The sequence below is a fragment of the Elusimicrobiota bacterium genome (genome assembly GCA_016180815.1).
Classification (GTDB): domain Bacteria; phylum Elusimicrobiota; class Elusimicrobia; order JACQPE01; family JACQPE01; genus JACPAN01.
Genome location: JACPAN010000012.1, coordinates 18,877 through 31,672, shown reverse-complemented (window position 1 = coordinate 31,672; position 12,796 = coordinate 18,877). Strand labels below are relative to the sequence as shown.

Below are 12,796 nucleotides of genomic sequence, written 5' to 3'. Positions count from 1 at the left end.
ATTGATCCCGATTATTTCAGCCGGCGGCTCGTGATGCGCAGGTAAGCCGGCTTCTTCAACAAATCATCCATGGCCTGCGGGCCGATTTCCGCAGGGATCTCGCCATCCCCTGCGACGCGCCCGGGGAACGAATGGCGCGACGGGCGCGCGCCCGGGCCGTTTCGCTGAAGCATTTCCTCGGATAAAACGGGCACTTTTCTGGAACCGCCCAGATGATGGGCGCGGGACAATGTCGAGAGACGTCCGTTTTTCTGCGGGAATCCCGTGGCGATCACCGTGACCTTGATCCGGTTCTCCAAACTCTCGTCAAAGGCTTGACCGTAAAACACATGCGCTTCCGGGCTCACCACGGAATGGACGAAACGCATGGCTTCCTTAATTTCAACGAAACGCACGCTGCGGCTGCCCGTGATATTGACCAGCACGCCGCGGGCTCCGTCGATGATGACATTCTCCAACAACGGCGAGTCAATGGCTGTCTTGGCCGCTTCAACCGCGCGATTGGGCCCTTCGCAGACGCCGATGCCCATGAGCGCCTCCCCGGCGCTGGTCATAATCGAACGCACATCCGCGAAATCCACGTTGATTTCGCCCGCGGTTGTGATGACGTCCGTGATCGCTTGAACCGCCTGTCTTAAAACGTCGTCGGCCATACGAAAAGCCTGATCCGTGGTCGTTTTCTCATCGATAATCAAAAACAATTTTTCATTGGGAATGACCAGCAAGGTGTCCACATGCTGGCGGATCTCCTTCATGCCTCCGTCCGCCTGCTGGGCCCGGACCCGGCCCTCATACTCGAACGGCCGCGAAACCACGCCCACGGTCAAGGAGCCCTGCTCTTTGGCGATTTTAGCCACCAAAGGCGCGGCGCCCGTGCCCGTGCCCCCGCCCATGCCGGCCGTGACAAACACCATATCCGCGCCGGCGATCACCTCGCGGATGGCCTCAATGGATTCCTCCGCCGCCTTTTTGCCCTGAAGCGGGTTGCCGCCCACGCCCAAGCCGCGGCTTAATTTCTCCCCTACTTGAATTTTCACATGCGCCTTATTGCGGCGCAAATCCTGGGCGTCCGTGTTGATGGCGATAAATTCGACGTGGCGCAGCCCGGCCTCAACCATGCGATTGACCGCGTTGCCGCCGGCGCCGCCGACGCCGATGACTTTGATGATTGCGGGCTGCTCTTTAAACTCTTCGGTCAGCTTGATGCGGACTTGGCTCAAGAAAATAATTCCTCGAGAAAATTGGTGAATTTGCGCGTCAAGCCTTTGCGCGATTTTGCGCCCAGGCCCAAATCGATTCCCGATCGGCCCCTGCTGCCGGCCTTATCGGTCCAAAGAGGCGGCTGCTGGATGAACTGAAGCAAAGACAGCGCCGTGGCGAAGGACGGGTTGCCCGTCAATTCCCCGGCCACCGTAACCGCCTGAAATTGCGGCAAACCGATGCGCGAAGGCACGCCCAAAAGCTCCATGCTGGCCTCAACCAAGCCCCGCATCTGAGAACCGCCGCCGGTCAAAATGGCGCCGCCGGGGACAATCACCTCAAGCCAGCCCGAAGTCTCCAACTCCTTCGCCACCATGGCGAAAATTTCCTCGATGCGAGGCTGAATGATCTCAACCAAGGTCCTCTTTTTGACGCGGCGAATCTCCCGCCCGTCGATGGCGTGAAACTCGACTTCCTCATCCGGAGAAATCAGGCTGGTCAGGCACGCGCCATGCTCCTCTTTCAAGCGCTCCGCATTGACGAGGGAGGTGCGCAGCGCATAAGCTAAATCTCGCGTCAAGGAATCGGAACCCAAAGACATTTCCTTGGAATGCCGCAAAGCGCCCTCGGAATAAACCCCGATGCCCAGCGTCTGGCCGCCGAAATCCAGCAGCAAGCAGCCCTGCTCTTTCTCCTCCTGAGTAACTGCAGCTTCCCCTAAAGCGTAAAGCCCGTAAACGATGCGGCTGACTCGAAAACCGGCTTGGCCGACGGCCTTGGCTACATTGTTCAAATGCGAAGCCGTCGCTGTTAAAATATGGACATCCGCCTCAAGAAGGGAGCCTTCCATGCCCACGGGATTAGGAACGCCCTTCTGCCGGTCCACCCAAAAATCCTGCGCCACCACATGAAGCACTTCACGGTCCTGGGACATGGGCACGGCCTGGGCGATGTCCAGCACGCTTTCAACGTCCGCGGCCGTGATTTCCTTGTCGGTCCGGGCGATATTGAAGGCGCCTTTATTGTTGAAACTTTGAATATGGCTTCCGCGAACCGCAAGAATCACTTCGTTGACCGGCGCCAAATCCGCGTCCTTGACCTTTTCTTCGCAGATTTCAATGGCCTGAGCGACGGCGCGGGCCGTTTCCGGAATATTGACCACGACGCCGCCGCGCAAGCCGCGGCAAGCGACTTGGACGCCGGCTAAAACCGTGATGTTTAATTCAGCGGGATCTTGCTTGGCCAGGATGGCCATGATTTTCGAGCTGCCGATGTCAAGCGCGCACAGCGTGTTGGATTTACCCATGAACCATCACCCTTCCCTCATTAATCAACCCGCCATCAATATACTTAAATTTCTCTTCATTATTTTGAAAATGACGGAGCAAAACGCCGAGCTTGGCCGCAATCGCGCCGAGTCGGCCCGGTTCAAGATCGGCCAAAGCCAATTCCAAGCCTGCCTCAGGCCCCAAACGAAAAAGGACGCGCCCGCGTCCCCGCAAATCCATGGCCGTAATTTGTCCGGCAGGCAGCAGCACGTCGTGAAGGCTCTCGGCCGCGGCCAGCGCGCGCCGCAACGCTTCGCCTTCCAAACCCGGCCCCACGCCGATCAGGCGGCCGGCGTCGAATCCCGACGGACAGGCGAACGCGAAGCCGCCTCGATCCAAACAAACGGTCCGGCCGCTGACGCGCGCGGCGGCCACGGGCATGCGAAACGCAAAATCAAGACGGGCGTTGCCGCCGAACACCAACTCCCACCAATGAACATGCACGTCCTTCAAATACGGATGTTTCCGGCCGAGATCCCGGGCCAACCCTCCGGCGCCCAAGGCGCAGCGCAGGCGGCTTTTGCCCTGCCAGCGTCCGATCACTTCATCGGTCAGAATTTTTTCCCAAGGAGCCTGAAAGTCATGGTTCTGATCGCGGTTGATCTCAAAACTTTTAACCGGAAGAATTTCCATCTCGCGAAGTTTCCCGGCGCCCAAGCGCGCGCCCGCGCCCAGCATCAACGCGACCAGCAGCCATTTGACGAGGCCCAGCTGGCGGCGCAATTGCCAGTATTTCCATTTTGAGCGCGAACGAAATTTCGCCGGTTTCACTTTTTGAATTCTCCCAGAAAGCGGACTTCGGGTTCAAGGCGGACGCCGAATTTTTCCTCAACCGTCTCCCGGACCACCCGCATTAAGGCCGCGACGTCCTCGGCGCGCGCGCCGCCTTCGTTGACGATGAAATTGGCGTGCCTCGGTGAAACGACCGCGCCCCCGACGCGTTTTCCTTTCAACCCCGCGGCCTCGATGATCCTTGCCGCAAAATCGCCGGTTGGATTTTTAAAAATAGAACCCACATTCTTGGTGTCGACCGGCTGCGTGGCCTTGCGACGTTCCATAAGGTTCCTTATCTTATATAGCAGGTCTTCCTTGGATTTTGCAACCGGGAACTTAAATAAGGCGCTCACGATAATATCCCCGCTTCCCTGAAACGAAGAGCGGCGATAGCCGAAATCGACGGATGAAGCCGCTTGATTTTTAAAATCTCCCACGGCCTGAGCATAGACCTCGACGCTCAATAGATGGTCCCGGATTTCTCCGTCCTTCGTGCCGGCGTTCATGAAGAGCCCGCCGCCCACTGTTCCGGGGACCCCGACCATGGCTTCCATGCCTTCGAAGCCGCGCTCAGCCAGCTCGGTGACGAATTTTTGAAGCCGGCAAGCCGCTCCCGCGCGCGCGCCGTCGTCGTCGTCAAAAACAATGTCTTTGAATTCGCCCGAAAGCCTGATCACCAACCCGCTCAGGCCTTGATCCGAAATCAACACATTGGACCCGAACCCTAATAACGTCACGGAAGCGCCGTTTTCCTTGGCCAAACGGCCAACTTTTTTTAATTCGCTTCTATCCTCGATCTCGGCGAAGTATTCCGCCGGGCCGCCGATCCCGAACGTGGTCAGCGGAGCCAGAGGGAAATTCGCTTTCAGGCGCGAGCCCAATAGGCGTTTAAGTTCCTCGGCGAGGCCCATGATGGACGGCGTCAACCGTGCATCCGGCGAGCAAGGTCCTCGCCGATTTTCCAAACATCGCCGGCGCCCACGGTCAAAAACGTGTCGCCGTGGCGCAAATCCTTTCTCAAATCAAGCGCCCTGCCGGGATAAGAAGCGCAGGCGACGCCCGCCTTCCTCAAAGCATCAAGAACCAACTTTTCGCTGACTCCGGGAATGGGCTTTTCGCTGGCCGAATAAATCGGGCAAACCCAGACGAAGTCCGCGCCCTTGAGCGCAGGTCCGAACAACCGCGCCAACTGCTTGGTGCGCGAATAGCGATGCGGCTGGAAACAAACGAGCAGGCGGCCGCGGGCGTAAAACTCGCGCGCGGCTTTAAGCGTGGCCGCTATTTCCGTGGGGTGATGGCCGTAATCATCAAGAAAAAGGACTTGCCCATGATGCCCCACAACCTCCATGCGGCGGCGAATGCCTTTATATTCGCCTAAAGCCATGGCGATGGACGGCCACGAAGCCCCGGCCAAATGCGCGGCCGCCGAAGCGGCCAGGGCGTTCAACACATTGTGGCGCCCGGGCACTTTCAGCGTCACCCGCGCCACGCGTTTGCCCTGCCACAAAACGCCGAACGAAAACCCGAACCCCCGTTTGGCCAAGTCAACGCCCTGACAGTCCGAATTCCTGCTCAGACCGTAAGTCACGGTCGGGCATTTCAGCTGCGGCAAAATTTTTTCCGACAGCACCGGGTCGTCCTGGCAAACAACGGCCCAGCCGTGAAAAGGCACCTGGCTCAAATGCTGCCTGAAAGCCGCTTCCAAGCGCGCCATGGACCCATAATGCTCCAAATGATCGTTATCCACATTGGTCGCCACTGCGATCCACGGAGTGGTCTCTAAAAAACTGCCGTCCGATTCATCGGTTTCCAAGACGAAAAAATCCCCTTTCCCCCAAAAAGCATTGGCGCGAATATTTCTGATCTCGCCGCCGACGATCACTGTGGGTTTTAATCCCGCGCGCTCTAAAATCCAGCCGATCATGGACGAAGTTGTGGTCTTGCCGTGCGTTCCGGAAACCGTGACCGCCCGCTTTAATCGTGATAATTGAGCCAACACGCTGCCCCGGCGCATCATGACGATATTGCGCCGCCTAGCTTCCAAAATTTCAGAATTGTCCTTAAGCGGCACGGCCGAGGAATAAACCACCATGGTCGCCTTTTTGGGAACATTCCTCCGGTGATGGCCGACGGCCACGGGAATGCCGGCTTTGCGAAGCTCCTCAATCATGCTCGTGGCCTTCAGGTCCGAACCCGATACGCGAAAGCCCATTCTCTTGAGCAGGAAAGCCAGGCCGCTCATGCCCGAGCCGCCGATGCCGATCATGTGGATGACGGTGGCTTTCGTCACAGCCCCATCCTATGATTTAGCGTTCAAAATCGCCATACTCAAATCTGCCAAACGCCAAATGAACTGACGAGAAATCCTATGATTCGCTCATGGATCATTATGCCGTTTTGCTCACCGATGCCCGACATTTTCAACCGCCCGCCATCGCCAAAGCGATCGCCGCCTTTAAAGGCATACCGCTCTACGATGCGGCGCGTTTGGCTAAAAAGTGCCGGGGCATTGTGGGCGAAGATTTGGAAGAAGAGCCGGCCAAAAAACTCGCCCAAGAACTTAAAACCACGGGGCTCGAAGGATTGATCGTGCCGATGGCTTCGTTAGCGCAGCTTCCCGTGGCCGAACCGATTGCTCAAATCGACCCGGACTCCAAGGGTTGGCGTTTTTTATTGAAAACGGGCCAATTTGCCACGGCTGATTCAACGGCGCTCTCGCTCATCACCGCCGTCGGCTGCGAAGAAATAACCGCCAAAACAACCGAGGTCAAACAAGGGCCGACCGTCGCCCAGAGGGCGATGAGCATCGGCCTGATGATGACGACCGGCCTGCCCATTAACATCGGCGGCAAAAACCCCATGGTTAAAAAAACCGAACATCAAACCAAACAGCTTTATTTCGCGGATATTTTTTTAAAGGACCCTCCGCGGCGCTTGCGCCTCGATGCCCAGGATCTTAACTACGCTTATTTGAAGGAGCGTAAGGCCTATAACGTTTTCAACAATTTCAAGGCTTTGCTGAACGACCTCATCAAAAGCGCGCCCGGCGCCAAATTAAATTTAGGCGCAACGTCGATTATTCAAGCCAAGCCGCTCTACGACCTAGGTTATGAATCCTTGGCCGACGGCGAACGCGAAAGCCGTTGGCTGCTGACGCTATGACCCGACGATTCTTTTGAGCCAAGCTTGAAGCTCAATTTTTACTTGGGGGTAGTTGGCGCGGGTCAGCTCGATTAAGCGCAGGTTGGCAATGTTTTTAATATCGTCGGTGAACGGCCGGCTCTTGGAGCGAATCGTTGCCAAAACCGGCTTGGCTTGATCCCTTAAACATTCCATCGCCAATCGCCGGAAGTTTTCGTTTTGAATTTCCATGGCGCCGATCTCATCGATGACGATCAACTTGATCGCCTGGTTTTGGCGGGCTGATGCGACGGCTCCGAGGCCCAGCTCCTCGAGCACCGCCAAATCCAGTCCATATTTATCCAGCCGTACGGCGGAGGCCATGCCCTTGCTCGCAAAAAGGCCCCTCTTGCCGTCCGGCAGGCGCATGATTTCAAAACCCCGCCGGGCTCCGTTTTCATCCCTCACCTCGATCGTCATGAAACCGCCCGCGCGGTCCTGATATTTTAAAAGGCATTCGCGAATCAGCGTTGTTTTGCCCACGCCCGGGGTTCCGACGATCAACAGATGTTCCATGGTTTCTATGGACGATGATGCAAAATTGTTAAACTTAGCTCCCGTGGAAACAGCCGAACTGAAACGAACTCCTCTCTACGAAATCCATAAAACCTTGGGCGCCAAAATGGTTCCGTTCGCCGGCTATGAAATGCCGATTTCCTATCGTTCCATCATTGATGAGCACAACGCGGTCAGAAAAGGGGCGGGCCTGTTCGACGTCTCTCATATGGGCCAAATTTTCGCGGGCGGCCTGAAATCCGGCGCTTTCCTTAATTATTTGCTGACCAATGAAATCGAAAACCAGCCTCTGGGGAGCGCCGTCTATACCCACATGAGCAATAAAACCGGCGGCGTGATCGACGACTTGATCGTCTATAAATTTTCGGAGCGCATGAATTTGCTGGTGGTCAACGCCTCCCGGATCGCAACGGACTGGGCTTGGATCAAGGATCACGGAAAAGACTTCGAAGTCGAGTTGTCCGATGAATCCCCCAATTACGGGATCGCGGCCCTCCAGGGTCCGGCGGCGGCGGGCCTGGCCGCGGCCTGGCAATCCGAAACCCAAAAAATCGGACGCTTCAAAGCGGGGGTGATTCCCTGGCATGGCCGCGATGTCATCATCGCGCGCACCGGTTACACCGGCGAAGACGGCTTTGAGTTCATCGCGCCCAACGACGTGATCGCGGATCTCTGGGACAGCCTCGCTCGCCTGGGCCGCTCATCGGGCGCGCCTTTTGAGGCCTGCGGCCTGGGGGCCAGGGACACGCTCAGGCTTGAAGCCGGGTATCCTTTATGGGGTCATGAACTCGATGAACACATCACGCCGGTAGAAGCCGGTTACGACTGGGTCGTCAAATGGTCCAAACCCGATTTTATCGGCAAATCCGCGCTGGAAGCAATGAAGCGTCAAGGCCCTTCGCGCAAAATTTTCGGATTTGCCGGAAAAACAGCGGGTCCGGTGGCGCGCCAAGGATGCGCCATCCTCACGCCGAACGGGCAACAGGCCGGCATCGTCACCAGCGGCAGTTTTTCCCCCACCTTGGGCAAACCCATCGCCCTTGGGTTTCTTAATAAAGAATTCTGGGGGCAAACCGATTTTGTTCTAAAACAAGGCGAGCGCTCGCTCAACGCGCAAGTCGCTGCCTTGCCTTTCTATAAAAGGAGCTAAGTTATGACGGACACCAGCCGCTTAAAATTCGCCAAAAGCCATGAGTGGGTGCGTTTAGAAGGCAAAGAAGCAACGGTGGGCATTTCGGACTTCGCCCAACAGGAAATACGCGATATCGTTTATTTGGAGCTGCCTAAAGCGGGCAAGGAACTCGCCCAAGGCGCGGTGGCCGGAACCATCGAATCCGTGAAAGCGGCTTTTGAAATTTACGCGCCCGTGGCCGGCCGGGTGATGGCGACCAATGAACAGGCGCTCAAGGACGTGGCGCTGGTGCACAAAGACCCCTACGGACAAGGCTGGCTGTTTAAGCTGGAGGTCAGCGACCCGGCGCAGCTCGATTCGTTGATGAATGAAAGCGCATACGCTAAAATGACTTCCGAAGGCCATCACTAGCGGAATTTCAAATCTCAAATTTGAAATTTAAGATCGGAAAAAAACGGGATGTCTGAAGAAAAATTGCTGAAAAAAATCGGGGTTAAAAGCCTTGAGGAGCTTTTGCCCCCCATCCCCAAAGAGCTTCTTTTTCCCTCCATCAATATTCCTGGGGCCAAGACCGAATTGGAATTTGACGCCCATGTGACGCAGCTCGCCGCCAAAAATAAAAACGTCGTCAATTTCTTAGGCGCGGGCGCCTACGATCATTTCATCCCCCAAACCGTATGGTCATTGGCGACGCGCGGCGAATTCTTAACCGCTTACACGCCGTATCAGGCGGAGGCCAGCCAAGGGACGCTGCTCTACCTATTCGAATTTCAAACCATGATCAGCGAGTTATTCGCCATGGACGCGGCGAATGCCTCGCTCTACGATGGAGCCACGGCCCTCGCTGAGGCGGTGATTTTGGCGCGGCGCTGGTATAGCGAAGAATTGGCCTTAACGCCGCGGAAAGTTCTAATCCCGCGCGCCCTGCATCCTCAATACAAAGCCACGCTGGCCACTTATTTGCGCAACCTCAACGTGGAGATCGTGGAAATTCCTTATGACCGGGCCACGGGCAAGCTGGCCCTGCGCGTTCTGCAGAACGCGCTTCAAGACCCCGGTGTTTTCGCGTTCGTGGCCGGCCAGCCGAATTTTTTGGGCATTTTGGAAGACGTGGACGCCTTAGCCGAGCTCCGGCAAAAAACCCAGGCCCTCTTCATCAGCGTGGTCAATAACCCCATCACGCTGGGCTTGCTCAAGCCCCCCGGCGAGTATAACGCGGATATCGCGGTGGCCGAAGGCCAGCCGCTGGGACTGCCGTTGAATTACGGCGGCCCTTATCTGGGCCTTTTTGCGGTCAAGCAAGCGCTGGTGCGGCGCATGCCCGGACGCATTTGCGGACGCACCGTCGACGCCCAGGGCAAAACCGGCTATACCCTGACGCTGCAAACCCGCGAACAGCATATCCGCCGCGAGAAAGCCACGTCCAATATTTGCACGAATCAAACGCTTTGCGCTTTGGCGGCCACCATTTATCTCTCCCTCTTGGGCCCGGAAGGTTTAAGAGAAGCGGCCGAACTGACGTTTTCCAAAGCCCATGAGCTTTGGGGGCGCTTGGCTGCGGATAAAAATTCGGGCCGTCCGCTGTTCGAGCATGAAGAATTTTTCCAAGAATTTCCTTTTGAATCGAACATGACGCCCGAACGCCTGGAAGCGGCGTCTGCGCAGACAGGGCTCATCGCCGGTTTTCCGTTAAATCGCGATTTCCCGGAATTAAGCAACTCAATCCTGATCGCGTGCACGGAAAAGACCACGCCGTTGATGATGGATCAATTGGTTAATTTTCTGGGCCGTTCAACAATAAAAACCCCGATAAAGGAAACGATTTAAATGTTGCCGACTTTATACGAGCTCTCGACCGAAGGCCGCCGGGCTGTTCGCTTCCCCAAAGGGTCCACGCACCCCTGGCAAAAAATTCCCTCCGGACTTTTGCGCACAAAAGCGCCCAAGCTTCCCGAAGTGACCGAGCTCGATGCCGTGCGTCATTTCACCCAAGCCAGCCAGCTCAATTACTCGGTGGATACCCAGTTTTATCCTTTGGGTTCATGCACCATGAAATACAATCCTAAAGCCTGTTTCCGCCTGGCCTTTCATCCGGCATTCGCGGGCGCTCACCCGGAATCCCCCGCCTGGGCTATTCAAGGGACGTTGCGGGCGGTCAAAGATTTTGAAAACGGCCTGCTTGAGATCACGGGCATGGATGCCATCACCTTAGCGCCGGCCGCCGGCGCGCACGCCGAATTGGTCGGCATTTTAATAACCAACGCTTATTTCAGGGATAAAGGCGAATCCAAACAGCGCAAAAAAATCATCATCCCGGACTCGGCCCACGGCACCAATCCCGCCTCGGCGGCCTTAGGCGGCTATGAAGTGGTTACGATCAAATCCAACCGGCGCGGCCGCATCAATCTCGAGGATTTGAAAGCCCACCTGGATGAAACCACGGCCTTGGTCATGATGACCGTGCCCAACACCTTGGGGCTTTTTGAAGACCAGATCATGGAAGCGGCCCGCTTGGTCCATAACGTCGGCGCGCAAATGTATATGGACGGCGCCAATATGAACGCCTTGATGGGCATCGTCAAACCGGGAAGTTTAGGTTTCGACATGATGCATTTGAACCTGCATAAGACGTTTTCCGTTCCTCACGGCGGCGGCGGCCCGGGAGCCGGCGTTCTTCTCGTTAAACGGCACCTTGAGCCTTTTTTGCCTGTGCCCAGAATCGCGGAAAAAAACGGGGAATTGACCGTCGAAGACAACGCTCCTAAATCCATCGGCCGCATCCGCTCGTTCCATGGCTCCACCGGCAATTTACTCTGGGCCGCGGCTTACCTCGACCTTCTGGGCAAAGAAGGCGTTTTCGACGTCTCCAAACAAGCGATTTTAAATGCCAACTATTTGCGGGTGCTCTTAACAGAAGCCGGCCTGACGCCCTATGACGACGGGCCCTGCATGCATGAAGCCGTATTCACCGTCGACCCTAAAAAACTCAACGGGGTTCGCACCTTGGATATCGCCAAACGATTGCTTGATTTCGGTTTTTACGCGCCGACCGTTTATTTCCCCCTCATCGTTCCCGAAGCCATCATGGTGGAGCCCACGGAAACCGAATCCCCGGAAACGTTGGAAGCCTTCGCTCAAGCCGTCAAAACAATTTTGGAAGAAGCCCGGACCAACCCGGATCACGTCAAATCCGCGCCCCACAAGCTTCCCGTGCGCCGCTTGGACGAAGTCACCGCAGCCAGAAGCCCGGTGCTGCGCTGGCGTCAATAGCGCGCCACGGACCTCTCTCCGACGATAAAGTTACTTTTGGCATTCTCCCCGATGCCCTCGTACCCCACGATTTTGCCCCAAGATGGACACTTTTTGGACACCAACCGGAGGCGTACCCCGCTTTGAAATAATGATTTTTCTTATTGCAAAAAGTATGTTATTTTTGCAATAATAAAAATGGTCATTGCAATGAAAGATTTATGGACATAAACGCCTTCCAGAAAAGCTCTAGCGGCCGGCTTCATAAGGCTTCTGCAGGTTATTGGTATTTTGCTCCCAATCCTTTGCCGCCTCAAAAAATGCCGGACTTTAAGGGAGAACTTTTGGCGGCCATTTCAGCGGCGGATAGGGAACTTGGCCATTTGCGCGGCCTCATTGAGTTTTTACCTAATCCTGACTTAATTATGGCGCCTTATGTAAGGCGCGAAGCGGTTCTAAGCTCCAAAATCGAAGGAACGCGATCGTCCCTTTCCGACCTTTTTTATTACGAGGCATCCGGCGAATCTAAGGACATTGAAGACGTGCGTGAAGTCTTGAATTACGTCCATGCTCTCAAAGAGGGCATGGCAGGCTTAAAGCGCCTGCCCTTATCCTTACGACTGGTTCGCGAAATCCATAAGGTTTTAATGCGGGGCGTACGCGGCGATATAGCTACCCCCGGGGAGTTGCGCAGGAGCCAGAATTGGATTGGACGGCCAGGCAGCGCTTTGGAAACAGCGACCTATGTGCCGCCCCCGGCAGAAGAAATGCACGATTGTCTTTCGGATTGGGAGAAATTTTTGCATCTTCGGGATGATTTACCTATTCTTGTTAAATGCGGCTTGATGCACTATCAATTCGAAGCTATCCATCCCTTTTTGGATGGCAACGGGCGTGTGGGCAGGCTTTTAATTTCGCTTTATTTATTCGAACGTGGGCATCTTCCCCATCCAGCTCTCTACTTGAGCGGTTTTTTTGAAAAGTACCGCCGTGAGTATTACGATGGGCTTCTTTCCGTTAGCCAACGCGGGGATTGGGCGGGGTGGCTGGCTTATTTCTTAAATGGGGTGGCGACACAGTCCGGCCTGGCCGTTCAATGCGCTAAACGGCTCCTTAAGCTTCATGAGGATTACTTGAAAAAAATATCCCAAGATAAAAACAAAAAACGACTGACAATACTTATCGATGAACTTTTTAAAAATCCCTACATTACGCTTAAAAGAAGTTCCGAACTGACTAAGGCAGCCTTTAATACCGCAAAAGCGGACATGGCCTATTTAAGCCGCTTAGGGTTCGTTAAAGAGATTACCGGCCAACGGCGCAATAGGGTGTTTTGTGCCGGGGAAGTATTAAAAAGCATTGAATCCGGCGAATAGCCGGTTTCGGCTTATATAAGTTTGCTTTCAGGAGCGGCTAT

General features: G+C 55.5%; 12 protein-coding genes. 6 read left to right on the top strand and 6 right to left on the bottom strand.

The genetic code is table 11. The features are described 5' to 3' along the window. Window positions 1–11: 11 nt before the first annotated feature. The 5 genes from ftsZ to HYT79_06655 are packed head-to-tail and all read right to left on the bottom strand — an operon-like array spanning window position 12 to window position 5,592. Window positions 12–1,205, bottom strand: a complete 1,194-nt coding sequence (ftsZ, locus tag HYT79_06675; GenBank protein ID MBI2070272.1) for a cell division protein FtsZ — start codon at window positions 1,203–1,205, stop codon at window positions 12–14. Between the two features lie 11 nt (window positions 1,206–1,216). Continuing rightward, window positions 1,217–2,506 (bottom strand): cell division protein FtsA, encoded by a 1,290-nt coding sequence (ftsA, locus tag HYT79_06670; protein MBI2070271.1) that lies wholly within the window; start codon window positions 2,504–2,506, stop codon window positions 1,217–1,219. Then, window positions 2,499–3,299: a hypothetical protein gene (locus tag HYT79_06665; protein MBI2070270.1), complete on the bottom strand. Its 801-nt coding sequence runs from the start codon at window positions 3,297–3,299 to the stop codon at window positions 2,499–2,501. Before HYT79_06665 ends, ftsA begins: the two co-directional genes overlap by 8 nt. Beyond that, window positions 3,296–4,228: a UDP-N-acetylmuramate dehydrogenase gene (gene murB / locus HYT79_06660; protein ID MBI2070269.1), complete on the bottom strand. Its 933-nt coding sequence runs from the start codon at window positions 4,226–4,228 to the stop codon at window positions 3,296–3,298. Before murB ends, HYT79_06665 begins: the two co-directional genes overlap by 4 nt. Next, window positions 4,225–5,592 carry a UDP-N-acetylmuramate--L-alanine ligase gene (locus tag HYT79_06655; GenBank protein ID MBI2070268.1) on the bottom strand — a complete coding sequence of 456 codons (1,368 nt, stop codon included), beginning with the start codon at window positions 5,590–5,592 and terminating at the stop codon, window positions 4,225–4,227. Before HYT79_06655 ends, murB begins: the two co-directional genes overlap by 4 nt. Before the next feature lie 89 nt (window positions 5,593–5,681). Between HYT79_06655 and HYT79_06650 the strand changes: the two genes are divergently transcribed. Beyond that, complete coding sequence (locus HYT79_06650) at window positions 5,682–6,464, top strand: hypothetical protein (GenBank protein MBI2070267.1); 783 nt, start codon at window positions 5,682–5,684, stop codon at window positions 6,462–6,464. Here the strand turns inward: HYT79_06650 and HYT79_06645 are convergent. Beyond that, window positions 6,459–6,998 carry an AAA family ATPase gene (locus tag HYT79_06645; protein MBI2070266.1) on the bottom strand — a complete coding sequence of 180 codons (540 nt, stop codon included), beginning with the start codon at window positions 6,996–6,998 and terminating at the stop codon, window positions 6,459–6,461. The genes HYT79_06650 and HYT79_06645 overlap by 6 nt on opposite strands. Before the next feature lie 43 nt (window positions 6,999–7,041). Between HYT79_06645 and gcvT the strand changes: the two genes are divergently transcribed. From gcvT to HYT79_06620, 5 genes are all read left to right on the top strand, one after another. Continuing rightward, window positions 7,042–8,148, top strand: a complete 1,107-nt coding sequence (gene gcvT / locus HYT79_06640; protein MBI2070265.1) for a glycine cleavage system aminomethyltransferase GcvT — start codon at window positions 7,042–7,044, stop codon at window positions 8,146–8,148. 3 nt (window positions 8,149–8,151) lie between these two features. After that, a complete protein-coding gene (gene gcvH / locus HYT79_06635) occupies window positions 8,152–8,541 on the top strand; it encodes a glycine cleavage system protein GcvH (protein ID MBI2070264.1) in 390 nt (129 codons plus the stop codon). A gap of 48 nt (window positions 8,542–8,589) precedes the next feature. Then, entirely contained in the window at window positions 8,590–9,957 is a 1,368-nt protein-coding gene (gene gcvPA, locus HYT79_06630; GenBank protein MBI2070263.1) for an aminomethyl-transferring glycine dehydrogenase subunit GcvPA, read from the top strand. Further along, window positions 9,958–11,400, top strand: coding sequence for an aminomethyl-transferring glycine dehydrogenase subunit GcvPB (gene gcvPB, locus HYT79_06625; GenBank protein ID MBI2070262.1), 1,443 nt, complete (start codon window positions 9,958–9,960; stop codon window positions 11,398–11,400). Between the two features lie 200 nt (window positions 11,401–11,600). Beyond that, a complete protein-coding gene (locus tag HYT79_06620) occupies window positions 11,601–12,755 on the top strand; it encodes a Fic family protein (protein ID MBI2070261.1) in 1,155 nt (384 codons plus the stop codon). Window positions 12,756–12,796 lie beyond the last annotated feature (41 nt).